Annotated in this window: 23 protein-coding genes and 1 tRNA gene; 5 read left to right on the forward strand and 19 right to left on the reverse strand. The window is 72.4% G+C overall.

Features of this window, described 5'->3' with window-relative positions; genetic code table 11:
* Positions 1 to 8: 8 nt before the first annotated feature.
* On the forward strand, positions 9 to 284 hold the full coding sequence (locus ACGFWJ_RS11980) for a DUF6343 family protein (protein WP_392948027.1): 276 nt from the start codon (positions 9 to 11) through the stop codon (positions 282 to 284).
* Here ACGFWJ_RS11980 and ACGFWJ_RS11985 read toward each other — a convergent pair.
* The 15 genes from ACGFWJ_RS11985 to ACGFWJ_RS12055 form a co-directional block, all read right to left on the reverse strand.
* Positions 281 to 1,672 (reverse strand): aspartate aminotransferase family protein, encoded by a 1,392-nt coding sequence (locus ACGFWJ_RS11985; RefSeq protein ID WP_392948029.1) that lies wholly within the window; start codon positions 1,670 to 1,672, stop codon positions 281 to 283. The genes ACGFWJ_RS11980 and ACGFWJ_RS11985 overlap by 4 nt on opposite strands.
* Positions 1,669 to 3,612 (reverse strand): 1-deoxy-D-xylulose-5-phosphate synthase, encoded by a 1,944-nt coding sequence (gene dxs / locus ACGFWJ_RS11990; RefSeq protein ID WP_392948032.1) that lies wholly within the window; start codon positions 3,610 to 3,612, stop codon positions 1,669 to 1,671. The genes ACGFWJ_RS11985 and dxs overlap by 4 nt, the downstream gene beginning before the upstream one ends.
* A 124-nt stretch (positions 3,613 to 3,736) precedes the next feature.
* Positions 3,737 to 4,759 carry an adenosyl-hopene transferase HpnH gene (gene hpnH / locus ACGFWJ_RS11995; protein ID WP_392948035.1) on the reverse strand — a complete coding sequence of 341 codons (1,023 nt, stop codon included), beginning with the start codon at positions 4,757 to 4,759 and terminating at the stop codon, positions 3,737 to 3,739.
* 3 nt (positions 4,760 to 4,762) lie between these two features.
* Entirely contained in the window at positions 4,763 to 5,431 is a 669-nt protein-coding gene (locus ACGFWJ_RS12000) for a 1-hydroxy-2-methyl-2-butenyl 4-diphosphate reductase (protein ID WP_392948038.1), read from the reverse strand.
* Positions 5,428 to 7,386 (reverse strand): squalene--hopene cyclase, encoded by a 1,959-nt coding sequence (gene shc / locus ACGFWJ_RS12005; protein WP_392948040.1) that lies wholly within the window; start codon positions 7,384 to 7,386, stop codon positions 5,428 to 5,430. The genes ACGFWJ_RS12000 and shc overlap by 4 nt, the downstream gene beginning before the upstream one ends.
* Before the next feature lie 7 nt (positions 7,387 to 7,393).
* Entirely contained in the window at positions 7,394 to 8,467 is a 1,074-nt protein-coding gene (locus ACGFWJ_RS12010; protein ID WP_392948043.1) for a polyprenyl synthetase family protein, read from the reverse strand.
* A gap of 86 nt (positions 8,468 to 8,553) precedes the next feature.
* Complete coding sequence (gene hpnE / locus ACGFWJ_RS12015; protein ID WP_387868194.1) at positions 8,554 to 9,951, reverse strand: hydroxysqualene dehydroxylase HpnE; 1,398 nt, start codon at positions 9,949 to 9,951, stop codon at positions 8,554 to 8,556.
* Positions 9,952 to 10,045: 94 nt separating this feature from the next.
* Positions 10,046 to 10,903, reverse strand: a complete 858-nt coding sequence (gene hpnD, locus ACGFWJ_RS12020; protein ID WP_387645953.1) for a presqualene diphosphate synthase HpnD — start codon at positions 10,901 to 10,903, stop codon at positions 10,046 to 10,048.
* A gap of 41 nt (positions 10,904 to 10,944) precedes the next feature.
* Complete coding sequence (gene hpnC, locus ACGFWJ_RS12025; RefSeq protein WP_392948045.1) at positions 10,945 to 11,865, reverse strand: squalene synthase HpnC; 921 nt, start codon at positions 11,863 to 11,865, stop codon at positions 10,945 to 10,947.
* Positions 11,866 to 12,054: 189 nt separating this feature from the next.
* The gene (locus ACGFWJ_RS12030; RefSeq protein ID WP_392948047.1) at positions 12,055 to 12,867 is read right to left on the reverse strand and encodes an ABC transporter ATP-binding protein; all 813 of its coding nucleotides are present in this window, start codon (positions 12,865 to 12,867) and stop codon (positions 12,055 to 12,057) included.
* Positions 12,860 to 13,831 (reverse strand): ABC transporter permease, encoded by a 972-nt coding sequence (locus ACGFWJ_RS12035; protein ID WP_387868199.1) that lies wholly within the window; start codon positions 13,829 to 13,831, stop codon positions 12,860 to 12,862. Before ACGFWJ_RS12035 ends, ACGFWJ_RS12030 begins: the two co-directional genes overlap by 8 nt.
* Before the next feature lie 120 nt (positions 13,832 to 13,951).
* Complete coding sequence (locus ACGFWJ_RS12040) at positions 13,952 to 14,836, reverse strand: glycosyltransferase family 2 protein (RefSeq protein ID WP_387645172.1); 885 nt, start codon at positions 14,834 to 14,836, stop codon at positions 13,952 to 13,954.
* Complete coding sequence (locus tag ACGFWJ_RS12045) at positions 14,833 to 15,663, reverse strand: CDP-alcohol phosphatidyltransferase family protein (RefSeq protein ID WP_392948050.1); 831 nt, start codon at positions 15,661 to 15,663, stop codon at positions 14,833 to 14,835. The genes ACGFWJ_RS12040 and ACGFWJ_RS12045 overlap by 4 nt, the downstream gene beginning before the upstream one ends.
* On the reverse strand, positions 15,641 to 16,702 hold the full coding sequence (locus ACGFWJ_RS12050) for an iron-containing alcohol dehydrogenase family protein (RefSeq protein ID WP_387645177.1): 1,062 nt from the start codon (positions 16,700 to 16,702) through the stop codon (positions 15,641 to 15,643). Before ACGFWJ_RS12050 ends, ACGFWJ_RS12045 begins: the two co-directional genes overlap by 23 nt.
* The gene (locus ACGFWJ_RS12055; RefSeq protein WP_392948054.1) at positions 16,690 to 17,445 is read right to left on the reverse strand and encodes a sugar phosphate nucleotidyltransferase; all 756 of its coding nucleotides are present in this window, start codon (positions 17,443 to 17,445) and stop codon (positions 16,690 to 16,692) included. The genes ACGFWJ_RS12050 and ACGFWJ_RS12055 overlap by 13 nt, the downstream gene beginning before the upstream one ends.
* A gap of 428 nt (positions 17,446 to 17,873) precedes the next feature.
* Between ACGFWJ_RS12055 and idi the strand changes: the two genes are divergently transcribed.
* Positions 17,874 to 18,485, forward strand: coding sequence for an isopentenyl-diphosphate Delta-isomerase (idi, locus tag ACGFWJ_RS12060; RefSeq protein WP_392948057.1), 612 nt, complete (start codon positions 17,874 to 17,876; stop codon positions 18,483 to 18,485).
* A 4-nt stretch (positions 18,486 to 18,489) separates the two neighbouring features.
* Here idi and ACGFWJ_RS12065 read toward each other — a convergent pair whose 3' ends face one another.
* A complete protein-coding gene (locus ACGFWJ_RS12065; RefSeq protein ID WP_387645185.1) occupies positions 18,490 to 19,011 on the reverse strand; it encodes an ATP-binding protein in 522 nt (173 codons plus the stop codon).
* Positions 19,012 to 19,417: 406 nt separating this feature from the next.
* On the opposite strand from ACGFWJ_RS12065, the gene ACGFWJ_RS12070 reads away from it, so the two are divergent.
* A tRNA-Leu gene (locus ACGFWJ_RS12070) sits at positions 19,418 to 19,505 on the forward strand.
* Between the two features lie 200 nt (positions 19,506 to 19,705).
* Here ACGFWJ_RS12070 and ACGFWJ_RS12075 read toward each other — a convergent pair.
* Positions 19,706 to 20,149 carry a MerR family transcriptional regulator gene (locus tag ACGFWJ_RS12075; RefSeq protein ID WP_392948060.1) on the reverse strand — a complete coding sequence of 148 codons (444 nt, stop codon included), beginning with the start codon at positions 20,147 to 20,149 and terminating at the stop codon, positions 19,706 to 19,708.
* A gap of 78 nt (positions 20,150 to 20,227) precedes the next feature.
* Between ACGFWJ_RS12075 and ACGFWJ_RS12080 the strand changes: the two genes are divergently transcribed.
* Positions 20,228 to 21,661, forward strand: coding sequence for an MFS transporter (locus ACGFWJ_RS12080; RefSeq protein WP_392948063.1), 1,434 nt, complete (start codon positions 20,228 to 20,230; stop codon positions 21,659 to 21,661).
* Here ACGFWJ_RS12080 and ACGFWJ_RS12085 read toward each other — a convergent pair.
* Positions 21,619 to 22,041 carry a Fur family transcriptional regulator gene (locus ACGFWJ_RS12085; RefSeq protein WP_387645194.1) on the reverse strand — a complete coding sequence of 141 codons (423 nt, stop codon included), beginning with the start codon at positions 22,039 to 22,041 and terminating at the stop codon, positions 21,619 to 21,621. The two genes, ACGFWJ_RS12080 and ACGFWJ_RS12085, sit on opposite strands and share 43 nt — an antisense overlap.
* A 191-nt stretch (positions 22,042 to 22,232) precedes the next feature.
* On the opposite strand from ACGFWJ_RS12085, the gene katG reads away from it, so the two are divergent.
* A complete protein-coding gene (gene katG, locus ACGFWJ_RS12090; protein ID WP_392948067.1) occupies positions 22,233 to 24,455 on the forward strand; it encodes a catalase/peroxidase HPI in 2,223 nt (740 codons plus the stop codon).
* Positions 24,456 to 24,514: 59 nt separating this feature from the next.
* On the opposite strand, the gene ddaH is transcribed toward katG, so the two are convergent.
* The gene (gene ddaH, locus ACGFWJ_RS12095) at positions 24,515 to 25,327 is read right to left on the reverse strand and encodes a dimethylargininase (RefSeq protein ID WP_392948069.1); all 813 of its coding nucleotides are present in this window, start codon (positions 25,325 to 25,327) and stop codon (positions 24,515 to 24,517) included.
* Positions 25,328 to 25,381 lie beyond the last annotated feature (54 nt).

Below are 25,381 nucleotides of genomic sequence, written 5' to 3' on the forward strand. Positions count from 1 at the left end.
GGTTGCGTATGCGGCGGGCGAAGACTCCGGTGGTCTGGCGGAGCGGAACGGAGCCGGCCACCGCGCGCACCGATCTGAAGCTGCGCTTCCTGCTGTCGATGCTGTTCCTGCCGTTCTTCGCGCTGTGCACGGCGGGGTTCGCGGTCTGGGCGGCCTTCGCGTCGCCGCACGGCGCGCCCAGCAGCGGGACGCTGACCGTGTTCGCGGTGTGCTGCGGGCTGCTGACGCTGGTGGCGGCGGCGGACCTGTGGGTCGTGGTGCGCCGCCGCCGTACCGAGCTCTAACGCGATCCGACGGCCTGCTTGACCAGGGTGCGGCCGAAGTCCCACATCAGGCCGCTGCCGCGGTGCGCGTCGTCCATGACGTCGGTGAAGGCGTCCATGAAGCGGTCGACGTCCCGCTCGGTGATGATCAGGGGCGGGATCAGTTTGATCACTTCCAGGTGGTCGCCGGAGACCTGGGTGAGGATCCGGTGCCGTTGCAGCAGCGGGACGACCACCATCTGCGCGAACAGTCCCTTGCGGGCGGCCTGCAGCGCCGTCCAGCCGGTGCGCAGCTTGAGCGACTTGGGGCGGCCGAACTCGATGCCGATCATCAGTCCGCGACCGCGCACCTCGGCGAGCAGTTCATACCGTTCGACCAGCGCGGCCAACCGGGCCCGCAGCAGCTCGCCGACCCGGGCGGCGTTCTCCACCACCTCCTCCTGCCGCATCACGTGCAGGGTGGCCAGGCCGGCGGCCATCGCCTGGGCGTTGGAGCCGAAGCTGGCGGAGTGCACCAGCACGCGGTCCATCGAGGAGTACACCTTCTCGAAGATCCACGACTTGCCGAGGGTGGCCCCGATCGGCACGTAGCCGCCGGACAGCGCCTTGGCGGCGCACACCAGGTCGGGCTGCACGCCGTCCTCGGCCTGGTGGGCGAAGAAGGTGCCGGTGCGGCCGACGCCGGTCTGCACCTCGTCGCAGATCAGCAGCGCCTTGTGCTCGTGCAGCAGCTGCTGGGCGGCGGCCAGCCAGCCGGGCGGCGGGGCGAGCACGCCCTTGCCCTGGATCGGCTCCACGATCAGCGCGGCGACGTCGCCCTTCTTCAGCTCCCGCCGCAGCGCGCCGAGGTCTCCGAGCGGGATCGCGGTGTCCGGCAGCAGCGGGTCGAAGCCCTTGCGGAAGCCACCCTCGCCGTTGACGGACAGCGAGCCGGCGGTGAGGCCGTGGAAGGCGTGGTCGCAGTACAGGACGCGGCGCCGGCCGGTGGCGTACCGGGCGAACTTGAGCGCCGTCTCGACCGCTTCGGTGCCGCTGTTGCCGAAGAACACCCGGTCCAGGCCGGGCGCGTGGGCGATCAGCTGTTCGGCGAGCAGGCCGGGCAGCGGGGAGCAGTCGAAGCGGGTGAGGTCGGCGGTCTCCAGCTCCATCACCTGCTGGACGGCGGCCCGGACGGCGGGGTGGTGCCGGCCGAGCGCGAAGATGCCGAATCCGGCGAGCATGTCGAGGTACTCGTTGCCCTCGGCGTCGTAGAAGTACGGGCCTTTCGCCCGTTCGTAGTACCGGTCGAAGCCGATGGTGTGCAGCATCCGCGGCAGCTGCGGGTTGAGGTAGCGGGCGTGCAGCTCGTAGCGTTCGCCGCCCCGGGCGTCGAGCAGGGCGGCGAGGTCGAACGGTTCGGCCTGGGTCACGCTGGTTCGCTCCAATCGGTCAGCGGCATCCGGGGCCGGTACTCCTGGACGCCGGTGCGGGTCCCGGGCAGCAGCCGGCGGGCGTGGGCGGCGGTCTGGGCGGCGACGCCGGTGCCGGTGAGCCCGATCTCCTCCAGCAGCTCACCGCGGGAGGCGTGCGCCAGGAACTCCTGCGGGACGCCGAGGTCGCGCAGCGGCGTGTCGATGCCGGCGTCCCGCATGGCCTGGGCGAGGGCGGCGCCGACGCCGCCGGTGCGGCCGTTGTCCTCGACGGTGACCACCATCCGGTGCTCGGCGGCCATCATGACGAGCGCGGGGTCGACGGGCTTGACCCAGCGCGGGTCGACGACGGTGGCGGTGATGCCCTCGGCGGCGAGCAGCGCGGCGGCGTCCAGGCAGGCGGACGCCATCGGGCCGACGGCGACCAGCAGCACGTCGGGCGTGGGCCCGGTGCGGGCGAGCACGTCGATGCCGCCGGTGCGTTCGATCGCGGCCACCTCGGGTCCGAGCTCCCCCTTGGGGAAGCGCACCACGGTGGGCGCGTCCGCGACCTCGACGGCTTCGCGCAGCTGTTCGCGCAGCCGGGCGGCGTCGCGCGGCGCGGCGATCCGCAGCCCGGGCACGACCTGCAGCACCGACAGGTCCCACACGCCGTTGTGCGAGGCCCCGTCGCTGCCGGTGACGCCGGCCCGGTCGAGCACGAAGGTGACGCCGAGCCGGTGCAGCGCGACGTCCATCAGCACCTGGTCGAACGCCCGGTTCAGGAAGGTCGCGTACACCGCCACCACGGGGTGCAGCCCGCCGGTGGCCAGCCCGGCGGCGGAGGCGACGGCGTGCTGTTCGGCGATCCCGACGTCGAAGGTGCGCCCGGGGTAGGCCTTGGCGAACGGCCCGAGTCCGACGGGGTGCAGCATCGCGGCGGTGACGGCCACCAGGTCGGGCCGCTCGGCGCCGAGCGCGAGCATCTCCGTCCCGAACACGGACGTCCACGAGGTGCCGGCGGTCGGCGAGATCGGCAGGCAGGTGTACGGGTCGATCGGGTTCACGGCGTGGAACCGGTCGGCCTCGTCCTGTTCGGCGGGCCGGTAGCCGCGGCCCTTGACGGTGAGGCAGTGCACGATGACGGGGCCGCCGAAGTTGCGGGCCTGGCGCAGCGCCTGTTCGACGGCGGCGATGTCGTGCCCGTCGATCGGGCCGAGGTACTTCAGGCCGAGGTCCTCGAACATGCCCTGCGGGGCGAAGGCGTCCTTGAAGCCCTTCTTGGCGCCGTGCAGCGCGTCGAACAGCGGCGGCCCGACCACGGGGGTGCGCTGCAGGGCGTCCTTGCCCCAGGCGAGGAAGCGTTCGTAGCCCTTGGTGGTGCGCAGCGTGGCGAGGTGGTGGGCGAGGCCTCCGATGGTGGGGGCGTAGGAGCGTCCGTTGTCGTTGACGACGATGATCAGCGGGCGGTCCTCGGCCTCGGCGATGTTGTTGAGGGCTTCCCAGGCCATGCCGCCGGTGAGCGCGCCGTCGCCGATCACGGCGACGGTGCAGCGGTCGACGCCGAGCAGTTGGTTGGCCTTGGCGATGCCGTCGGCGTGGCCGAGCGCGGTGGAGGCGTGCGAGTTCTCGATCAGGTCGTGCGGGGATTCGGCGCGCGAGGGGTAGCCGGACAGTCCGTCCTTGGCGCGCAGTCGGCTGAAGTCCTGCCGGCCGGTGAGCAGTTTGTGGACGTAGGCCTGGTGGCCGGTGTCCCACAGGATGCGGTCGTGCGGGGAGTCGAAGACGCGGTGCAGGGCGATGCTGAGTTCGACCACGCCGAGGTTGGGTCCGAGGTGGCCGCCGGTGCGGGTGACGGCGTCGATCAGGAAGTGGCGGATCTCGGCGGCGAGCGGCGGGAGCTGTTCGGGGTGCAGTCGGCGGAGGTCGGCGGGCCCGGTGATCCGGCTCAGCAGTGGCATGGCGTACCCCTCACGGCTGGTGCGGGTGGGTGGACGGTCGGTGTCCAGCCTGCGGCCCCGCTCTCGCGGTCGCCTGTCGGCGTGGGCCGCCTGCGCGGGTACGCGGGCGGCCCGTGACGGCTGCTCAGGCCTTGGGGGCGGCGAGGGTCTCCCGGGCGGCGCGGATCGACTCCTTGAGCGAGCCCATGGTGGCGAGCACGGCGGTGGGTTCGTATCCGCAGTGGGCCATGCAGTTGTCGCAGCGCGGGTCGCGGCCGCGTCCGTACTTGGCCCAGTCGGTCTTCTCGATGAGTTCCCGGTAGGTGGGGACGTAGCCGTCGGACATCAGGTAGCAGGGCCGCTGCCAGCCGAACAGCGAGTAGTTGGGGATGCCCCAGGCCGTGCACTCGAAGTCGACCTTGCCTTCGAGGAAGTCCAGGAACAGCGGGCTGTGGTTGAGCCGCCAGCGCCGCCGGTTGCCGCCGGCGAAGGCGGTGCGGAACAGCTCGCGGGTCTGTTCGACGCCGAGGAAGTGCTCCTGGTCGGGGGCCTTCTCGTACGCGTAGGCCGGGGAGATCATCATCTCGTCGACCTTGAGTTCGTCGTTCAGGTAGTCCAGCACCTCGACCACGGTCTGCGGGGTGTCGGTGTTGAAGAACGTCGAGTTGGTGGTGACCCGGAAGCCCCGCCGCTTGGCCTCCTTGATCGCCTCGACGGCCTCCGCGAAGGTGCCCTCCTTGGCCACCGAGGCGTCGTGCCGCTCCTGCAGTCCGTCGATGTGCACGGCGAAGGTGAAGTACGGGGACGGGGTGAACAACTCGAGCTTCTTGCGCAGCAGCAGCGCGTTGGTGCACAGGAAGACGTACTTGCGGCGGGCGACCAGTTGCCGGACGATCTCGTCGATCTGTGGGTGCATCAGCGGTTCGCCGCCGGCGATGGAGACCATCGGGGCGCCGCACTCCAGGACCGCGCCGACCGCCTGCGCGACCGGCATCCGCTGCTTGAGCACCCCCGCCGGGTGCTGGATCTTGCCGCAGCCCTCGCACTTCAGGTTGCAGGCGAACAGCGGCTCCAGCTCCACGATCAGCGGGAACTTGTCCCGGCGCTTCAGCTTCTGCTGCATGAGGTAGGTGGACACGCGGACGGTCTGACGCAGCGGCATGGCCATGACTTAGCTCGCTTCCTGAGGGAGCGTCGAGGGCTGTGTGGTCGTCGGCGGACGGGGCGCGGCGGCCAGTTGCCGGTGCCACGCGGTGAGGGCGGGGACGGCGGCGCGCAGCACCCGCCAGGCGCGGAATCCGGCGGGCAGGGTGCTGAGGCGGATGAGTTCCCGCTCGGGGGTGTCGACCACCACCCGCAGCACGGCGGCGGGCAGGTCGGGAGCGCGCTCGGCGCGGGCGGCGAGCACCGCGGCGGCCTCCATGTCGACGGCGAGCGCGCCCTCGGCGTGCAGCCGGGCCCGTTCGGCGCCGCGCACCACGTGGTCGGCGGTGCGGTGGGTGCCCAGGTGGGCGCGGATCCCGGCCTCCTCCAGGGCGGTGGCCAGCGCGGGCGCGGTGGCCAGCGGGTGGACGCTGCCCTCGGCGTCGGTGACCCGGTCGGCGACGATCACCTCGCCCGGGCGCACCCCGGGGCCGACCGCGGCGCCGAACCCGGCGACCAGCAGCGCCCCGTAGCCGCCGACGTCCAGCAGCGCGCCGGCCCGCCGCCCGGCGGTCCGGCGGCCCATCCCGGTGCGGGCCAGCACCGGGGGGCCGCCGGCCGCGCCGGACCAGTCGCCGCCGCGCAGCGCCCAGGCCTCGGGTCGCAGCGCGCAGAGCACCAGCAGGGGGTCGTTCATCGCCGGCCACCGCGGCCGAGCGGGGCGTCGTGCACGTAACGGCCGAGCGCGGTGACCGGGAAGACCAGCCGGTACAGGTGGTAGTTGATGGAGAAGTCCCAGGGGAACCCGGTGCCGGTGAACTGCGGTTCGTCCCAGCTGCCGTCGGGCCGCTGGGTGCGGGTCAGCCAGGCGATGCCGCGTTCGACCGCCTCCGAGTCGCGTTCGCCGGCGGCGAGCAGCGCCATCAGGGCCCAGGCGGTCTGCGAGGCGGTGGAGTCGCCGCGGCCGGCCCAGGTGGCCGGGTCCTCGTAGGAGCGCATGTCCTCGCCCCAGCCGCCGTCGGTGTTCTGCCGGCCGGTCAGCCAGCCGACGGCGCGGCGGACGGAGGGGTGGCCGGGGGTGAGTCCGGCGGCGATCAGGGCGGGCACCACGGAGCCGGTGCCGTAGATGTAGTTGGTGCCCCACCGACCGAACCAGGAGCCGTCGGCCTCCTGGTGGCTCAGCAGCCAGGCGACGCCGCGCCGGGTCCGGGGGTCGCGGGTGCGGCCGGTCTCGGCGAGCATCTCGACCACGTGCGCGGTGACGTCCGCGGAGGGCGGGTCGATGACTTCGCCGAAGTCGCAGAACGGCAGCTTGTTGGGAAGTTTGCTGGTGTTGTCGGCATCGAAGGCGCCCCACGCGCCGTCCTTGGACTGCATGCCGAGGTTCCAGCCGACGGCGCGTTCGACGGCGCCGGCCAGCCGGACCCGGTCGGGGTGGTCGATCCGGCGCAGCGCGAGCACCACCTCGGCGGTGTCGTCGACGTCCGGGTAGGTGTCGTTCTGGAATTCGAACGCCCAGCCGCCGGGGGCGAGCCGGGGGCGTTTGACGGCCCAGTCGCCGCGGGTGGTGACCTCCTCGCCGAGCATCCAGTCGCCGGCCCGCACCAGCGCGGGGTGGTCGCCGGGCAGTCCGGCGTCGCGCAGCGCGATGGCGGCCAGGCAGGTGTCCCAGACCGGGGACTGACAGGCCTCCAGCCAGCGCTTGCCGTCCTCGGTGTGCACGGTGAAGCTGTCGAACGCGGCCAGTCCGGCCTTCATCACGGGGTGGTCGAGGCGGTAGCCGAGCAGCCGCAGCGCGATCAGCGAGTACACGGCGGGCGGCTGGATGCCGCCCCAGCAGCCGTCGGCCTCCTGCCGTTCGACGATCCAGGCGGCGGCCTGCCGCAGTGCGAGGCGGCGCACCGGTTTGATGGCGTGCCGGTGGTAGCGGTGCATCAGCTGGTCGAGGCGCTGGAAGAGGCCGTCCCAGCTGTGCGCGGGGGCGAGCGGCCGCTTCGGGTACGGGTCGGCCGGGTCGGTGTGCAGTTCGGTGAGGTCGAACGGGGCCGGGCGGACCGGGCGGTGGGCGGAGACCACGGTCAGCGGGACGATGGTCTGCCGGGCCCATTGGCCGAAGGAGTAGATGTTCAGCGGCGCCCAGCTGGGCAGGAACAGCACTTCGGGGGGCAGTTCGGGGAGTTTCGCCCAGGGCCACCAGCCGAACAGGGCGAGCCAGATCCGGGTGAACACCCGGGTGGCGGCGATGCCGCCGTTCTCCCGGACGAAGGCGGCGGCGGCGCGCAGGTGCGGGGCGTCCGGGGGGTCCCCGGCGAGCCGGAGGGCGACGTACGCCTCGACGGTGGTGGACAGCTCGGGCGGGCCGCCGTGGAAGGTGGCCCAGGTGCCGTCCTCCCGCTGCCGGGAGCGGATCCAGGCCGCGGTGGCCCGGGTCTGCTCCTCGGTGCGGATGCCGAGGAACTGGCGGAGCAGCAGGTCTTCGGCGTCCATGGTGACGTTGGTCTCCAGGTCGCCCTTCCACCAGCCGTCGGCGTGCTGGAGTGACAGCAGGTGTGCGGTGGCCCGGCTGAGCGCCGCCGCGGGTGAGGAATCGTCAGATCGTGTTACTGCAACTGAGGTTTGGGGTCCGAGCCTTCCACCCGCGGTTGCTGTCACTCTTACGTCACCTCTCTCTGACCACCACGAATTCGGCGAGTGCGACGAAGTGCTCGCGCACCTCGTCGGCCATGGGCACCTCGCCGAGCGCGGCGAGGGCGGTGTCGTACTGGCGGCGGGCCTCTTCCTGCGTCCAGGCCCGGCCGCCGGCCTGCTCGATCAGCGCGGCGCGGGCGGCGAGCTGCTGCTCGCTCTCCTCGCCGCGGCCGGTCGGGTCGGCCAGCTGTGCGGCCAGCTCGCGGGAGGCGGCGCCCCCCTCGGCCAGCGCGGCGCACACCGGCAGCGACTTCTTGCGCGACTGGAGGTCGCTCCAGTGCGGCTTGCCCGTCACTTCGGTGGCACCCCAGATGCCCAGCAGGTCGTCCACCGCCTGGAACGCCAGACCCAGGTGGTAGCCGTACCGCTGGAGCGCGTCGGAGATCCGGTCGTCGGCGCCGGCCAGTACCGCGCCGATCGCCGCGGAGGCCGCCAGCAGGGCGCCGGTCTTGCCGCCCTCCATGGTCAGGCACTCCTCGACCGTCACCACGTCCCGCTGTTCGAACGAGACGTCCAGCGCCTGACCGTCGATCAGCCGCCGGGTCGCGGTGGTGATCAGACGGACCGCGCGGGCGGCGTCGGTCGGGATGGCCCCGCCGGTCACCGCGGCGTCCAGCAGGACCTCGGTGCCGAGAGTGGACAGCGCGTCGCCGACCAGCACGGCCTGCGCCGGGCCGAACACCGTCCAGGCGGTGGCCCGGTGCCGACGCGTCTCGTCACCGTCCATCAGATCATCATGAAGAAGGGAGAAATTGTGCACCAGCTCGACCGACACGCCGCCCGGTACGCCCACCTGCGCGTCCGCGCCGACCGCCTCGGCCGACAGCAGCGCCAGCGCCGGGCGCACCGCCTTGCCGCCGTCGCCCGCGGCGGGCTTGCCGTCACGGTCGATCCAGCCGAAGTGGTACGCCGCGACGGTGTCCATCGGCGCGGCCAGACGGGCGACGGCCTCGCGCATCGGCGGCGTGCAGAGCGTGCGCCCGCGCGCCAGCAGGTCCAGGACCGTCAGGGTGTCCCCGACCGTCGAGCCGGTGCGTGCCTCCACGTGCGTTCCCTCTCGGTACGTCTGACCGGCCGCGAACGGCGGCCGGCCGGGTGCGATGTCGGTGGTCGGGGACTGCCGGGTCGCCGTCATCGGGGCCACCGCCCGTCCGCGCGATCGACCGGGAGCCGGCCGGTGCCGGCCAGCGCGGCGTCGGCCGCGGCGTGCCCGCTGCGCACCGCGCCCTCCATGGTCGCGGGCCAGCCGGTGGCCGTCCAGGAGCCGGCCAGCAGGATGCCCGGCAGTTCGGTGCGCGCGCCGGGGCGCAGCCGGGCGGTGCCGGGCGCCGGGTCGAAGGTGGCGGTGCGCTCCCGGGTGACGAAGAAGTCCAGCACCCGCGCGTCGCGGGCGGCGGGCAGCAGCCGGGCCAGCTCGGGCAGGTAGCGCTCGCGCAGCTCGGCGACCGGCAGGTCGATCTCGTCCTCGGCGGCGGACTGCGACACCGCCAGGTACTGGGCGCCGGGGACGTCCAGGCCGGAGTGCGGGGTGCGGTCGAAGACGAACTGCACCGGGGAGCCGATCGCGGCGAAGAACGGACGGCGGATCAGCGGCCGGTCGTAGATCACGTGCACGTTGAGGATCGGCGCGGTGCCGAACTCGGCGAGCCGCTCCTGCCCGGGGATCGCGCCCGGCGGCAGCAGCGCCGCCGCGGTGTCCTGGGCGCCGGCCAGCACCACGGTGTCGGCGGTGAGCAGTTCTCCGCTCTCCAGCCGGACGGCGTTCGGCTCGGCGGCCTTGAGTTCCGCGGCCTTGGTGCGCAGCAGCACCCGGACGCCCGCGCGTTCGAGTTCGGCGCGGGCCCGGTCGTGGTGGATCTCGCCGAGCGGGACGCGGGCGATGCCGATGTCGGCGGCGCCCGGGTCGGACAGCAGGCCGGTCTGGAACACCTTGGCGGCCAGCGCCATCGAGGTGCGGTCGGCGGTGGCGTTCAGGGTGGCGACACCCACCAGGTCCCAGACCGCCTCGATGGTGGCCGGGGTCTGGCCGTGGCGGCGCAGCCACTCGCCGAAGGAGATCTCGTCGAGCGCCGGGTCGTCCTGGTCGAGGCCCTTGAGGGCGAGCGCGCCGCGCACCACCCGCAGTCGGTCGGCCGGGCTCAGGTGACGGTAGGTGGCGAGGCTGCCGGCCAGGTGCAGCGGGACGGGCAGGGCGGCGCGGCGCAGCCGGCCGAGGCTGCGGGTGCCGTCGGCGGCCAGGCCGAGCACCGGGACGTCCAGCCGGTCCTGGAGGTCGACCAGGGCGTTCGCACCGAGGCGGTCGATCAGGCCGCGGTAGGCGGTGCAGCAGCGCAGGTAGACGTGCTGGCCGTTGTCGACCGTCAGGTCGCCGCGCTTGAAGGAGAAGGCCAGGCCACCGAGCCGGGGGCGGGCCTCGACCAGGGTGGTGCGCACACCGGCCTCGGCCAGCCGGAGTGCGGCGGTGATGCCGGCCAGGCCGCCGCCGATCACCACGGCGGTGCGCTGCCGCTGCGGCGTCGGCGTGCTCATCGGTCCTCCCTGGCGGCAGTGGACTGAGGGCACAACAACGTGCGCATGCGTCGTGACTCCCTGTTGACACAGCGTGACATAACTGGCGTGAGAATCAAGAACGCCCTCCGGCGAGCCCGGACAGTGCCACGTACGCCTTCTCCCAGCCGGGCAGCGAGACCCGGCCGCGGAGCACCGAGTGCGGGTCGGCGGCGATCCGGCCGAGCAGGCGGTGGTAGATGCCGGCCATCGCGGCGGTGGCGGCGCGGCTGCGGCGGTCGAGCATCGGCAGCAGTTGCAGGCCCTCGGTGAAGGCCTGCTGGGCGCGGTCGGCCTCGAAGGCGACCAGGCCGGTGAAGTCGGCGCCGAGCGGGAGCTTCGGGAGGGCGAAGCCCTGCTGGCAGCCGAACCGGGCGAGGTCCTCGGCGGGCAGGTACGTGCGGCCGTTCAGGGCGTCCTCGCGCAGGTCGCGCAGGATGTTGGTGATTTGCAGCGCCAGCCCCAGGGTGTCGGCGTAGGCGGCGCCGCGCTCCCAGTCCTCGCAGCCGTACACGCCGAGCGAGAGCCGGCCGATCGAGCCGGCCACGCAGCGGCAGTACACCTTGAGCTCGTCGAACGTCTCGTACTCGACGCCCTTGAGGTCCATCTCGACGCCGTCGATCAGCTCGTCGAAACCGCCGAGCGGGATCGGGAAGCGGCGGGCGGCGTCGGCCAGCGCGACCTTGATCGGGTCGGTGTCGTCCTCGCCGACCGCGCCCGCCCGGATCTCGTCCAGCAGGACGCGGGTGCGGGCCAGCGCCTCGGTCTTCTGCTCTGCGGGCAGTTCGCCGTCGCCGATGTCGTCGACCCGGCGGGCCAGCGCGTACAGCGCGGACATCGCCAGCCGCTTGGCCTCGGGCAGCAGCCGGATGCCGTAGCTGAAGTTGCGGGCCTGCAGGGCGGTGACCGCCTCGCAGTACCGGTAGGCCGCCATGACCGGCGCGGACGCCAGTGGTGATGCCCCCACGCGGGCGCTCACCTTCCCTTCGCGAAAAGTGCCGCCGCCCGGCCGGCCAGGCGGCGCTTGTCCGGCTTCGCCCGGTGCGCGAGCACGTCGTACCCGGCCGCCGCGATGGCGTCCAGGGCCGCGTACCCGCCGGCGGTGAATCCCGCCAGCAGCAGTCGAAGCCTCCCGTGAACCGTACCTACCAGCGGCGCGCCGCGATCGAGCAGGGTCCGGGCCCGGCTCGCCTCCCAGGCGATCAGCTGCCGCACCTCGCGCGAGGCGGCGGGGGCGGCGAGGTCCTGTTCGGTGACGCCGAAGGTGGCGAGGTCCTCCTGCGGGAGGTAGATCCGGCCCCGGTCGAGGTCCTCGGCGACGTCCTGCAGGTGTTCGACGATCTGCAGCGCGGTGCAGATCGCGTCGGAGAGTTCGATCCGCTCGGGGGTGGCGCGGCCGGCCAGCGCGAGCACCAGGCGGCCGACCGGGTCGGCGGAGAGCGTGCAGTAGTGCCGCAGGTCGTCGTAGGTCGGGTAGCGGGTGACGGTCTGGTCGACCCGGTTGGCCTCGATCAGCCGGCGGAACGGCTCGGGGGTGACGGCGTGCTGTTCGATCAGCGGGACCAGACGGCGCACCAGCGGGTGCCGGGGCTCGCCGGCGGCGGTGCCGAGCACGGTGCCGCCCTGCGCGCGGTCGTCGCCGAGGGCGGTGGCGAAGGCCCGGTCGAGGTCCCGCTCCAGGCCGTCCAGCAGGGCCAGCCGGAAGCCTTCGTCCTCCGGCGCGCCGGGGACGTCCAGCAGGTGGGCGACGGAGACCGGGTCGGCGAGGTCGCCGTCGCCGGCGTCGTCGATCAGCCGGGCGAAGCCGTAGACCGCCATCAGGTCGCCGCGCCAGGCGGCGGGCAGGAAGGCGGGCGCGACCGGGAAGTTCTCCAGGTCCGCCTTGTCCAGCGTCACCGCCGCTGTCTGGTTATCAGATTTGGTTGAAGCCGACACTGCCGTCACTCCCCCGTTCTACACCGGTCCCGGCCGCCATCGCGCCTCGGACACGCTTCCGTCTCCACGCCTTCACCCGCCGCACGGCACAGGGCCGGTGCCGGGGAGAGCTCCCCGCGCACCGGCCCTGCGACCGTCGGCCGCGCCCCGTCAGGGGCGCTCGCCCTTCTCGTACCGCCGGACCACCTCGTCGGTGTGCCCGTCCATGATCAGCTCGCCGTGCTCGATCCAGATGGTGCGCTCACAGGTCTCGCGGATCGCGTTGTTGTCGTGGCTGACCAGGAAGACCGTGCCGGCCTCCTTGCGCAGCTCGTTGATCCGGGCCTTGGAGCGCTGCTGGAAGCCCTGGTCGCCGGTGGCGAGGGCCTCGTCGATCAGCAGCACGTCGTGGGTCTTCGCCGCGGCGATGGAGAACCGCAGGCGGGCGCCCATGCCGGAGGAGTAGGTGCGCATCGGGAGCGAGATGAAGTCGCCCTTCTCGTTGATGCCCGAGAATTCCACGATGCTCTGGTAGCGCTCGCGCACCTGGGCGGGGGACATGCCCATCGCCAGGCAGCCCAGCACCACGTTGCGCTCGCCGGTCAGGTCGTTCATCAGCGCCGCGTTCACGCCCAGCAGCGAGGGCTGGCCGTTGGTGTAGATGGCGCCCTTCGCGGTCGGCAGCAGGCCGGCGATGGCCGCCAGCATGGTCGACTTGCCGGAGCCGTTCGAGCCGATCAGGCCGACGGCCTCGCCCTTGTACGCGGTGAAGCTGATGCCGCGGACCGCGTGCACCTCGCGGATCGCGGGCGACTTCTTGCGGGTGATCATCCGGCTCAGCGCCGAGGTGGCGCTGCCCTTGCCGGCGCCCGCGCCGTGCACCTTGTAGATGATGTGCACGTCGTCCACCACGACGGTGGGGACCCGGGCCTGGTTGTCCACCGCGGTGGTCTCCTTCAGGGTGTCGATCGCTGCGTCAGCCACGGCCGTACTCCTCCTCGGACTTCCAGAAGAACACGAAGCCGATGACGAAGGCGACGACCGCCCAGGTGCCGGCCATGATCCAGATGTGGTGCGGGAGGTTCAGCGCCTCGGGGAGCTTGTGGCCCGCCGCGTCGTAGCCGCCCGGGTACTTGCTCTTGTCGAAGCTGTCCGGCATGAACGCGTAGCGCATCAGGTCCATGTAGACCGTCGCCGGGTTCCAGGAGTAGACCGTCTGCCAGATCGTCGGCCAGCTCTTGATGTAGCCGGAGACGCTGTACATCACGCCGGAGACGTACATCCAGGTGCGCAGCAGGAAGGGCATCAGCTGCGAGATGTCCGAGGTCTTGGCGCCGATCCTGGCCATCACCATGGCCAGGCCGGTGTTGAACAGCGACTGCAGGACCAGCGCCGGGATGATCAGCAGCCAGGTCATGGCCGGACGGATGCCGTTGGCCAGCACGATGGCGACCAGGACCACCATCGAGATCAGCAGCTGCTGGAGCTGGATCACGGTGAACGCGATCGGCAGCGAGGCGCGCGGGAAGTGCAGTGCCCGGATCAGGCCGAGGTTGTCGGAGATCGACCGGGTGCCGGCCTGGATCGCGCTCTGCGAGAACTGGAACACGAAGACGCCGACGCACAGCCAGGCGATGTAGACCGGGACGCCGTCCCGGCTCTGCATGATCACACCGAAGACCAGGTAGAACACCGCGCAGTTGAGCAGCGGGGTGAGCACCTGCCAGAGCTGGCCGAGCTTCGCGGTGGTGTACTGCGCGACCAGGCGGGCGGTCGCGAACGAGCTGATGAAGGCGCGCCGGGCCCACAGCTGGCCGATGTACTTCGGCAGACTCGGCCGCTTGCCGCTGACGGACAGCCCGTACTTGTCCGCCAGTTGCTTCGGGGTCAGACCCGCGTCGGTGCCCCTCGGTGCGGAGAGGTTGACCGGGTCACTCAGTGTCGACACATTCGTCCTTCAGGGGGTCGAAATTCCGCGGCCCCGGGGGGACGGGGCGCGGAACCGGGGCGTACCACGAGGAGCTCAGGTTTGCGTGCGGGCGGCGAGGGTAATGCCGACCGGTTGCGATCAGATGATTGGCGGTCTGCCGAGCCTGGTCAAGCGCCAGACGGTGGACCACTTCATCGGCCGACGCGGGCCGCAGGGCTCGCTCCAGCCTGCCCGGAACCCGCCGAGCCACGCTTTGAGCGCCGAGCCGGAGGGCCGCCGGGCGACCGTCAGCAGGAACCAGGTCCCCAGATAGAGAGGCACCAAGGGGGCCGGAAGGTTCCGTCGGGCCAGCCACACCCGGTTGCGGGCCACGTTGTGGAAGTACGCCGCGTGCCGGGCCGGGGAGGTCGCCGGGTGGTAGAGCACCACGTCCGGGAGGTAGTCGATCGACCAGCCGGCGTCCAGCGCCCGCCAGGCCAGGTCGGTCTCCTCGTGGGCGTAGAAGAACTCCGCGGGCAGCTGCCCGGCCTGCGGGAAGACCGCGCTGCGCACCGCGCTGGCGCCGCCCAGGAAGGTGGTGACCCGGGAGGCGCGCAGCGGGTCGCTGGCGCGCAGCCGGGGCACGTGCCGGCGCTGCGTGGTGCCGGTCTCCGGGTCGGCGATCCGGAACGAGACGATGCCCAGCGACGGGTCGGCGGTGAACGCCTTCCGCAGCAGCTCGGCGGAGTCGGTGTTCGGCAGCGAGCCGTCGTCGTCCAGGAACAGCACCGCGTCGACGTCCCGGCCGTCCGGGCCGAACAGCTCGATGCCGACGTTGCGGCCGCCGGGGATGCCCAGGTTCTCGGGCAGTTCGACGGTGCGCACGTCCGCCGGCAGCGGGGGCAGCGGGGCGCCGTTGCCGACCACGGCGAGTTCGACCGGCGGGCCCTGCTGGGCGCGCACCGACTCGATCAGCGCGTTCAGTTCGGCGGGCCGGTTGCCCATGGTGATGATGACCGCGCCGAGGCGGAAGTCGTCGCTCATCGGAGCCTGCTGGAGAGCACGATGGACAGCAGGTGCAGGACGGTCTGCAGCATCGCGATGGCGGCCAGCACCACCACGGCGAGGCGGGTGAAGTACAGGCCGCCGTGGACCTGGTCGGCGATGCCGGCGGCCAGGATGAACAGCGAGGCCTCGACGGCGCCGACCAGGCGGTGGAACTTCAGCAGCGAGGCGGCCCGGCGGGCCTTGGCGACGGCGTTCGAACGCGGCACCGAGGCCTCGTCCAGGACGGCGGTCATGCCGGAGCGGGCCCGGGCGACGTCGACCAGGTCGGTCTCGGACTTGATCAGGATCGCGCCGAGCGCGGCCAGCGTGCCGAGGAAGGCCCACTGCCAGGCGGCGTGCGAGCCCTCGCGGTGCAGCAGGTCGGTGGCGCGCAGGCCGAGGCCGGTGAGCAGCGCCGCCTCGGACATGTAGTGGCCGACCCGGTCGAGGTAGACGCCGGTGAGCGAGGTCTGGCGGCGCCAGCGGGCGACCTCGCCGTCCACGCAGTCCAGCAGCAGGTAGATCTGGATCAGCAGGGCGCCGAGGATCGCGCCGCCCAGGCCCGGGACCACCAGCGCTATGCCGGCCAGGATGCCGGTGAGCATCATCAGGTAGGTCAGGCCGTTGGGCGTGATGGCGGTGACGGTCGACAGGATGCGGGTGATCCGCAGCGAGATCTTCCGCATGTAGAGGCGGCCGGCCCAGTGCTCGGCGCTGCGTCGCTGGAGCATGCCCTCGGGGTGGATGACCGCCCGGAGCTCCTCGATCGACGGGCGGCGGGTGAGGTCAACCGGCGGGCGTTCAGCTGTTGACGGCTTGGACATAGTCGGCGTACGCGTCCCTGATGTCTGTGGCGGAGAGGTCGAGGTGTTCGAGGATGGTGAAGCGCCCCGGTCTGGTGTTCGGAGCGTAGTGCACCGCTTCGGTGAACTCCGCCTCGGTGAAGCCGAGCTGATCGGCCGTCACCGGCAGGCCGTGGAAACGCAGGCGTTCCACGATCAGTCCGGACAGGTCCTGCTCGCCCCGCAGGAAGCAGGCGAAGGCCGCGCCGAGGCCGACCTGCTCGCCGTGCTGGGCGGACCGCTTGGGGTGGAGCACGTCCAGGGCGTGCGAGATCTCGTGGCAGGCACCAGAGCTGGGCCGGGTGCTGCCGGCGATGTTCATCGCGATGCCGGACAGTACCAGTGCTTCCGCGAGCGTGGTCAGCAGGTCCGGGTCCTCCAGGGTGCCCGGGTGCCGCAGCAGGTTCTCGCCGGCCGCCCGGGCCATCGCCACGGCCAGGCCGTCGACCGGCTCGCCGGTGACGGTGTGCGAGAGCTCCCAGTCCGCGCAGGCGGAGATGTTGGAGACCGCGTCGCCGATCCCGGCGGCCACGAACCGCTTCGGCGCCTTGGAGATGACGTCGAGGTCGACCACGATGCCGATCGGGCCGGGCACTCCGTAGGAGCCGCGGCCGGCGTCGTTGTCGAGGGTGGAGACCGGGGAGCAGATGCCGTCGTGGGCGAGGTTGGTGGCGACCGCGACCACCGGCAGGCCGACCCGGGCCGCGGCGTACTTGGCCACGTCGATGATCTTGCCGCCGCCGAGGCCCACCAGGGCGTCGTAGTGGCCGCGGCGGATCTCGTCGGTCAGCCGGACCGCGCTGTCCAGGGTGCCGTCGTCGACCTGGTACCAGTCGGCGCCGGGCAGCGCCGGCTCCAGGCGTTCGCGCAGCACCGCTCCCGAGCCACCGCTGATCGCCACCGCGATCCGGCCGGACGAGGACAGCCGCTGGTCGGCGAGGATGCCGCCGAGCGCGTCCAGTGCGCCGGCCCGCACCTCGACGAACACCGGCGAGGGCACCAGTCGGGTCAGTACCGGCACGCGATCTCCCGAGCCTTGGCCAGGTCGTCGTGGTTGTCGACCTCGACCCAGGAGACCTCGCCGATCGGCTGGACGTCGATGATCAGACCGCGGTCGACCATCTCCTGGTAGCCGTCCTCGTAGTACAGCTGCGGGTCGCGCTCGAAGACCGCCTTGAGGGCGTCGGCCAGGGCCGGGCCGGCGGACGGGTTGATCACGGTGACGCCGATGTACTCGCCGGTGGCGTCCAGCGGGTCCATCAGCTTGGTGATGCGGCGCACCCCGAGCTCCGGGTCGACGACGACCTTCATCTCCTCGTCGGCGAGCTTCTTCACGGTGTCCAGCGCCAGCAGGATGCCGGGGGCCTTGCCCTCCTTGATCCGCCGGTCGTTGCCGTCCAGCATGGTGCGCTGCACCGACGCCGGGTGGACGGTGTCGCCGTTGGCGAGCAGCAGGCCCTCACCGAACAGGTCGCGGGCGCACCACAGGGAGTAGGCGTTGTTCCACTCCTCGGCCTTGTCGTTCTCGACCAGGGTGAGCTTCACGCCGTACTTCTGCTCCAGCGCCTGCTTGCGGTCGTGGACCGCCTCCTTGCGGTAGCCCACGACGATCGCGGCCTCCCGCAGGCCGACCTCGGCGAAGTTCCCCAGGGTCAGGTCGAGCACCGTCCGCTCCCCGTCGACCGGCACCAGCGCCTTGGGCAGGGTGTCGGTGTACGGACGAAGCCGGCGGCCTGCGCCGGCGGCCAGGACGAGGCCGATCATGCGGGACTCCAGGGTCTCGGGTGCCGTCCGGCGCACCGGTGCGGGTCTGGGCGCCGGGGCGCGGCCGCGGCTGCGGCGCGCCGTACGGGCGCGCCTTGCGGACCGCCCGGTCTACCTGATGGTAGGCGACCCCGACCACCTGCCAGAACGCGGCCCGGGCAGGTCAGGTGATCAGCTGAGGGTACGACGTGAACCTTCGGCGAAGGTCTGCTGTCGCGGATCGAACAGTTCTGCCGAACATCCGATCCACCGTCCCGGCGGTGTGCGTCGCGGCCCCGGGCCCGCCTGGCCATGCGGCAGACTTGGGCCCCGACGCCGTCGGCGGACCGGGCCGGTCCGATCCGGTCCCGCCGTGCGCGCAGCCGACCTCAAGGACCGGGGTGGGCGGCCCGGAGGCCGCCCCCGGTCCACGTGCCGAAAGGGGCATTGTGCCCATGAGCCCTGCTGTCAGCCCGACCGACGACCTCTCCCCCGAGGTCGCCGCCCAGTCCCCGGCCGCACCCGGCGAGATCATGCTGGAGCTGGTCGACGACCACGGCGTGACCATCGGGACCGGCGAGAAGCACTGGGCCCACCAGCAGCCTGGCCGACTCCACCGCGCCTTCTCGGTGTTCCTGTTCGACCGGCAGGGCCGGATGCTGCTGCAGCGCCGGGCGCTGAGCAAGTACCACTCGCCGGGCGTCTGGTCGAACACCTGTTGCGGCCACCCCTACCCCGGCGAGCAGCCGTTCGTGGCGGCCGCCCGCCGCACCACCGAGGAACTGGGCGCGGCCCCCGCGCTGCTCTGCGAGGCCGGCACCGTCCGCTACGACCTGCCGGACGAGACCACCGGGCTGATCGAGCGGGAGTGGAACCACCTGTTCGTCGGCCTGATCACCGCCGAGGCGGACCCCAACCCGGACGAGGTCGAGGACACCCGATTCGTCACCGCCGCCGAGCTGCGCGCGCTGCGGGCCGAGAAGCCGTTCTCGGTGTGGTTCGAGACGGTCTTCGAGGCCGCGCTGCCCGGGATCCGGGAGATCGCCGGCAACGACTGGTGACACCTCAGTAGTCCGGGTCCCCGTCGGGACCGTCCCCCGTCCCGGCGGGCCCCGGTGCGGGCAGTGGCAGGTCGGCCCAGATCACCTTGCCGCCGTCCGCCGTGCGCTCCACGTCGCACTCGCCGCCCGCCTGCAGCGTGACGCTCTTGACCAGCAGCAGCCCGCGACCGCCCGGGCGGGCCGGGTCGTTCTCCTGCGCCCTCGGGCGGTACGGGTGGCCGTCGACCACCGAGATCCGCACCCGGTCCGGGCCGATCACCAGTTCGCAGTGCACCTCCGGGGAAAGCGCCGCGGCGTGCGTGACGGCGTTCGACACCAGCTCCGAGACGATCAGCAGCAGATCGTCCACCAGCTCCTGGTAGCGCTCCCCCGCCATGCCCTGCGCCAGCAGCCTGTCCCGCACCGCGTGTCTGGTGCGCGGCACCGAGGACTCGTGCGGGGCCGCGGCGAACCGCCACACGCCCTGACCCGGCCCGGGCTTCCGGCCGGGCCGTCGGGTCGCGACCGCCTTCTGCGTCTCTTCCACTGCACGCCGCCCTTCACGCGGTGACGGGAGCCGGCGGCAGCTGTCGGGACATCGGGCGTTCCGCTCGGGGCTCCTGGTCACCCGAGGCTAGGAGAGCGGGTGGTGGGGGCTCGCACCGGGACCGGATTGACGCGTGTCGTGAAGCTTCCCGACCGATTCGGCACGCGACCTGCCCCGTCCTGCTCGCCCGCACCGCCGGGTCTGCCGCCAGAACACCCGCCCGAACCCCCTCCACCAGCTGTTTCACCCCGATCTCCGCCCGCCTTGCCCCCCTTCCGCCCGAATTGCCCACCAATCCCGGCCCGCACCACGAAAACGCAGGTGAGAAGCACTCCGGAAGCCTGGTAATGTTCTCTTTGTCGCCAGGGGGCAGCCGAAAGGAAGCCTGAAGGCGGCAAGACACCTAGTCCGGGTGGCGGAATGGCAGACGCGCTAGCTTGAGGTGCTAGTGCCCTTTATCGGGCGTGGGGGTTCAAGTCCCCCCTCGGACACCAACGGAAAGGCCCCAGTTGATCTGGGGTCTTTCTGCTTTTCCCGGCCCCTGTAGGTGAATCGCGCGGGTCAGTGGTGGACGAACGCCTTCAGGTAGGACGCGTCCGGCTTCCACCACTCCTTGCCGCCGGAGTGCCCAGGGACGTCGGCCGTGACGGTGGTGCCACCCCGCCCGGCTGCGGAGTTGGCCGGGATGCGGTCTTCACGCGGACGGTTCGCCGGGGGCCCAGAGGCCGGTGGCGTGGCCGGTGGTGAGGCGGGATCGGTAGGTGTCGACCTTGTGGTCGATGCGGGTGAGGTGGGACTGGAGTTCGGTCAACCGGGCAGCCACCTCGGTGCGGTGGGCTTCGAGGAGGGCGAGGCGGTCGGGTTCGTTGCCGGGGCCTGCGGTGACGAGTTCGGCGTAGCGGCGGATGGTGCGGATCGGCATGCCGGTGGCGCGCAGGCGGGTGCAGAGGTCGATCCATTCGAGGTCGCGGCGGTGGTAGCGGCGGCGGCCGCCGGGGGTGCGGTCGATGGGGGTGACGACCAGGCCGGCGCGTTCGTAGTAGCGCAGGGTGTGGACACTGACGCCGGTCCGCGCGGCGGCCTCGGCGATGGTCAACCCCTGGGCGGGGAGCGCGGGTTGGGGCTTGATTTCGAGCACGCTCGAAATCGTAGCGTCGGCACCGAGGACCGGACTGGGCGTCAATTGCCGCTCCGGGCAAGGGTGGAGGGGTGTCAGGTGTCCGAACTCGGCGACCGGCGGAAGCGGTTGGTGCTCGCGGTGTGCTGCGTGAGCATGGTGATGGTGGTGCTGGACATCACCGTGGTGAACGTCGCATTGCCGTCCGTCCGAAGGGAGTTGGGGGCGTCGGTGGCGGCGCTGCAGTGGACGGTGGACGCGTACACGCTGGTGCTGGCGGCGTTTCTGCTGCCGGTGGGGGCGGCGGCGGACCGGTGGGGGCGGCGGCGGGTGTTCATGGTGGGGCTGGCGCTGTTCGGGCTGGGGTCGGCGCTGTGTGCGCTGGCGCCGGGGGCGGGGGCGCTGGTGGGGGCGCGAGCGGTGCAGGCGGCAGGCGGGACGATGTTGAACCCGGTGGCGATGGCGATCGTGGCGACGACCTTTCCGGGGCGGGAGGAGCGGGCCCGGGCGGTCGGGGTGTTCGGGTCGGTGTCGGGGCTGTCGCTGGCGCTGGGGCCGGTGCTGGGCGGGGCGCTGGTGGACGCGCTGGGCTGGCGGGCGGTGTTCTGGGTGAACCTGCCGGTGGTGGCGGCGGGCCTGGCGGGGGCGGCGCGCTGGGTGCCGGAGTCCCGGGCGGCGCGGGCGCGGCGGTTCGATCCGGTGGGCCAGTCGCTGGTGGTGGTGCTGCTGGGCGGGCTGGTGTTCGGGCTGATCGGGGCGGGCCGGGAGGGTTGGTCGGCGCCGGTGGTGTGGGGGCCGCTGGCGGTGGCGGCGGTGGCGGTGCCGGTACTGGGGTGGTGGGAGCGGCGGCGGGCGGACCCGTTGCTGGAGGTGGGTCTGCTGCGCAGCGTCCCGGTGGTGTCGGCGTTGGTGATGGCGTTCGCGGCGCTGTGCGCGTTCGGGGCGTTCCTGTTCGCGGTGACGCTCTACCTGCAGGGGGTGCGCGGGATGTCGGCGCTGCGGGCGGGGTTGTGCGTGGCGCCGGTGGGGGTGCTGATCGTGCTGCTGTCGCCGTGGACGGGCCGGGTGGTGGGGCGGCGGGGGACGCGGCTGCCGCTGGTGGTGTCGGGGGTGGCGCTGGCCTCGGCGGGCGGCCTGTTGCTGCTGGTGGGCCCGGGGACGCCGGTGCCGGCGCTGTTGGCGCCTTTCGCGCTGGTGGGGGTGTTCCAGGGGACGGTGAATCCGCCGGTCACCACGACGGCGGTGGCGGGGCTGCCGGTGTCGATGGCGGCGCTGGCATCGGCGTTGGCTTCGGCGGCCCGGCAGACGGGTTCGGCGGTGGGCGTGGCGGTGGCGGGCACGGTGCTGGCCGGTGGGGTGGCGGCGGGCGGTGCGGCGTTCACCTCGGCGGCGCGCGGGGTGTGGTGGCTGCTGGTGGCGGCGGGTGTGGTGATCGCGGTGCTCGGCGCGGCGGGGTCGGGCCGCCGGTCGGGTGGGCCCGGGGGTGGGCGTCAGGCGGCGGCGCGGGCGCAGTCGGCGCAGAGTCCGCGGTAGGTGACCTCGGCGGCGGTGATGGTGAAGCCGAAGCGTTCGGCGGCGGGAAGGGAGGCCAGCGGGTCGCCGGTGGGGTGGACGTCGCGGATGGTGCCGCAGACGAAGCAGACCAGGTGCTGGTGCGGCCGGTGCGCGTTGGGGTCGTAGCGCTTGGCCCGGCCGTCGGTGGCGACTTCGAGGATCTCACCGAGGGTGACGAGTTCGCCGAGGGTGTTGTACACGGTGGCGCGGGAGATCTCGGGGAGGCGTTCGGCGGCGCGCGCGTGGACCTCGTCCGCCGTCAGATGGACGTGGTCACCGTCGAGGACTTCGGCCACCACCCGGCGCTGGGAGGTCAGCCGCCAGCCGCGGTCACGCAGACGTTCCAGCAGGTCACTCATGTGTTCATCCATTCAGCTCAACAGACGCCCGAACTGTACAGGGGGCGCGGCAGCGCACCGGATTCGAGCGGGAACCACCACCCGATTGAGGGAGTTCTTGACTTAGACTGTGTCTATCTTAGGATCGACTCCGGCGAACAGCCAAGGTGCCCGTCAGAAGAGTGCGATCTGCCCGACCCGGAGGGACTCCCATGCCCGAGAACGACGACGCCATCGTCACCGACCCCAAGTCCGAGGGTGCGGGCGGCTGCCCGGTCGCGCACGGCCGCGCGCCCCATCCCACCCAGGGCGGCGGCAACCAGCAGTGGTGGCCGAACCGGCTGAACCTGAAGATCCTCGCGAAGAACCCGGCGGTGGCGAACCCGCTGGGCGCGGATTTCGACTACGCCGAGGCGTTCAACAGCCTCGACCTGCCCGCCGTGAAGCGGGACATCGAGCAGGCCCTCACCACCTCGCAGGACTGGTGGCCGGCCGACTTCGGTCACTACGGCCCGCTGATCATCCGGATGGCCTGGCACAGCGCCGGCACCTACCGGATCTCCGACGGCCGCGGCGGCGCGGGCGCCGGCCAGCAGCGCTTCGCCCCGCTGAACTCGTGGCCGGACAACGCCAACCTGGACAAGGCCCGCCGGGTGCTGTGGCCGGTGAAGAAGAAGTACGGCAAGAGCCTGTCCTGGGCCGACCTGCTGATCCTGTCGGGCAACGTGGCACTGGAGTCGATGGGCTTCGACACCTTCGGCTTCGGCGGCGGCCGGCCGGACGTCTGGGAGGCCGACGAGGACGTCTACTGGGGCCCCGAGACCACCTGGCTGGGCGACGAGCGCTACACCGGCGACCGTAACCTGGAGGACCCGCTGGGCGCCGTCCAGATGGGCCTGATCTACGTCAACCCCGAGGGCCCCAACGGCAACCCGGACCCGATCGCGGCGGCCCGCGACATCCGCGAGACCTTCCGCCGGATGGCGATGGACGACGAGGAGACCGTCGCGCTGATCGCCGGCGGCCACACCTTCGGCAAGACCCACGGCGCCGGCCCGGCGGACAAGGTCGGCGAGGCCCCCGAGGGCGCGGGCCTGGAGGAGATGGGCCTGGGCTGGAAGAGCACCTACGGCACCGGCAAGGCCGGTGACGCGATCACCTCCGGCCTGGAGGTCACCTGGACCAACACGCCGACCACCTGGGACAACTCCTTCTTCGAGATCCTGTTCGGCTACGAGTGGGAGCTGACCAAGTCCCCGGCCGGCGCGCACCAGTGGAAGCCGAAGGACGGCGCCGGCGAGGGCACCGTGCCGGACGCGTTCGACCCGGCGAAGAAGCACGCCCCGCAGATGCTCACCACCGACCTGTCGCTGCGCTTCGACCCGATCTACGAGCCGATCTCCCGCCGCTTCCGAGACGACCCGGCGGCGTTCGCGGACGCCTTCGCCCGTGCCTGGTTCAAGCTGACGCACCGCGACATGGGCCCGGTCGTCCGCTACCTCGGCCCCGAGGTGCCCAGCGAGGAGCTGATCTGGCAGGACCCGCTGCCGCAGGCGCAGGGCGAGCCGATCGACGCGGCGGACATCGCCGCGCTGAAGGAGCGGGTGCTGGCCTCCGGGCTGACCACCGCCCAGCTGATCTCCACCGCCTGGGCCTCGGCGTCCTCGTTCCGCGGCAGCGACAAGCGCGGTGGCGCGAACGGCGCCCGGGTGCGCCTGGAGCCGCAGCGCGGCTGGGACGTCAACGACCCGGAGCAGCTGGCTCAGGTGCTGCGGGCGCTGGAGGGCATCCGGTCGGCGTTCAACGCGCAGGGCGGCCACCAGGTCTCGCTGGCCGACCTGATCGTGCTGGCGGGCTCCGCCGCGGTCGAGCGGGCCGCGCAGGCCGGTGGCGTGGACGTCCAGGTCGCCTTCCGCCCGGGCCGGGTGGACGCCACCCAGGAGACCACCGACGTGGAGTCGTTCTCGGCGCTGGAGCCCAAGGCCGACGGCTTCCGCAACTACCTCGGCAAGGCCACCCGGCTGCCCGGCGAGTACCTGCTGGTGGACCGGGCGAACCTGCTGAACCTGTCCGCCCCGGAGATGACCGTGCTGGTCGGCGGCCTGCGGGTGCTGGGCGCCAACCACGGCGGCTCGCAGCACGGCGTGTTCACCGACCGTCCGGGCACCCTGAGCAACGACTTCTTCGTCAACCTGCTCGACATGGACACCACCTGGGCGCCGGTCGCCTCCGACAACACGGTGTACGAGGGCCGGGACGCCTCCGGTGCGGTCAAGTGGACCGGCACCCGGGCCGACCTGGTGTTCGGCTCCAACTCGGAGCTGCGCGCGGTGGCCGAGGTGTACGCCTCGGACGACGCCGCGCGGAAGTTCGTCGAGGACTTCGCCGCCGCGTGGACGAAGGTGATGGAGCTGGACCGCTACGACCTGGTGTGACACTGAGTTGACCGAAGGCCCGGTTCCGTTCGCGGAACCGGGCCTTCGGGCGTCCGGGGTCAGTGGCGGAGTTCGAGGGTGCAGCACTTGACGGCGCCGCCGGCCCGGAGCAGTTCGGTGAGGTCGATGCCGATCGGGGTGAAGCCACGGGCGCGCAGCTGCCCGGCGAGGCCGGTGGCGGCCTCGGGGAGGATGACGTTCGCGCCGTCCGAGACGGCGTTGAGGCCGAACACCCGGGCGTCCTCGGCGCCGGCCAGGATCGCGTCCGGGTAGAGGCGTTCCAGGACGGCCCGGGAGGCGGCGTCGAAGGCCGGCGGGTAGTACATGATCTCGTCGTCGTCGAGGACGGCGAGCGCGGTGTCCAGGTGGTAGTAGCGCGGGTCGACCAGCCGCAGGGTGACCACCTCGCGGCCGAGGAAGGCCGCGGCCTCGGCGTGTGCGGCGGGTTCGGTGCGGAAGCCGGTGCCGGCCAGGATGCGCCCGCCGGCCACCAGCAGGTCGCCCTCGCCCTCGTTGACGTGCTCGGCGTCCCGGACCTGCCAGCCGCCGCGCTCGCGGAACCAGTCGGCGTACGCCGGGCCCTCGGCGGTGCGCTCCGGGTACCGGAAGCGGGCGCCGAGCACCTTGCCGTCGACCGTGGTGGCGCCGTTGGCGGCGAACACCATGTCCGGCAGGCCGGCCAGGGGTTCGATCAACTCGACGGTGTGGCCGAGGCGTTGGAAGAGCGCGTACAGCTCGTCCCACTGGGCGAGGGCGGCGCCGGTGTCGGTGGGCTTGGCCGGGTCCATCCACGGGTTGATGGAGTAGTCGACGGTGAAGTGGGCGGGCCGGCACATCAGGTAGTGGCGCGGGCGGGCGGTTCGCGGCGACACGGTGGTGTCTCCTTCCGGGCGGAACGCGACGGCTGACGGTGGGTCAGTGGCGCG

Origin of the sequence: Kitasatospora sp. NPDC048407, assembly GCF_043200475.1 — a bacterium.
Classification (GTDB): Bacteria; Actinomycetota; Actinomycetes; order Streptomycetales; family Streptomycetaceae; genus Kitasatospora.

What these genes read in the sequence shown, in the direction of transcription:
- ACGFWJ_RS11980 (WP_392948027.1), top strand. Translation starts at nt 9, where the DNA reads ATGCGGCGGGCGAAGACTCCGGTGGTCTGGCGGAGCGGAACGGAGCCG.
- dxs (WP_392948032.1), bottom strand. Translation starts at nt 3,612, where the DNA reads ATGCCACTGCTGAGCCGGATCACCGGGCCCGCCGACCTCCGCCGACTG.
- hpnH (WP_392948035.1), bottom strand. Translation starts at nt 4,759, where the DNA reads ATGGCCATGCCGCTGCGTCAGACCGTCCGCGTGTCCACCTACCTCATG.
- ACGFWJ_RS12000 (WP_392948038.1), bottom strand. Translation starts at nt 5,431, where the DNA reads ATGAACGACCCCCTGCTGGTGCTCTGCGCGCTGCGACCCGAGGCCTGG.
- hpnE (WP_387868194.1), bottom strand. Translation starts at nt 9,951, where the DNA reads ATGAGCACGCCGACGCCGCAGCGGCAGCGCACCGCCGTGGTGATCGGC.
- hpnD (WP_387645953.1), bottom strand. Translation starts at nt 10,903, where the DNA reads ATGGCGGCCTACCGGTACTGCGAGGCGGTCACCGCCCTGCAGGCCCGC.
- ACGFWJ_RS12040 (WP_387645172.1), bottom strand. Translation starts at nt 14,836, where the DNA reads ATGAGCGACGACTTCCGCCTCGGCGCGGTCATCATCACCATGGGCAAC.
- ACGFWJ_RS12045 (WP_392948050.1), bottom strand. Translation starts at nt 15,663, where the DNA reads ATGTCCAAGCCGTCAACAGCTGAACGCCCGCCGGTTGACCTCACCCGC.
- ACGFWJ_RS12055 (WP_392948054.1), bottom strand. Translation starts at nt 17,445, where the DNA reads ATGATCGGCCTCGTCCTGGCCGCCGGCGCAGGCCGCCGGCTTCGTCCG.
- ACGFWJ_RS12085 (WP_387645194.1), bottom strand. Translation starts at nt 22,041, where the DNA reads ATGAGTGACCTGCTGGAACGTCTGCGTGACCGCGGCTGGCGGCTGACC.
- katG (WP_392948067.1), top strand. Translation starts at nt 22,233, where the DNA reads ATGCCCGAGAACGACGACGCCATCGTCACCGACCCCAAGTCCGAGGGT.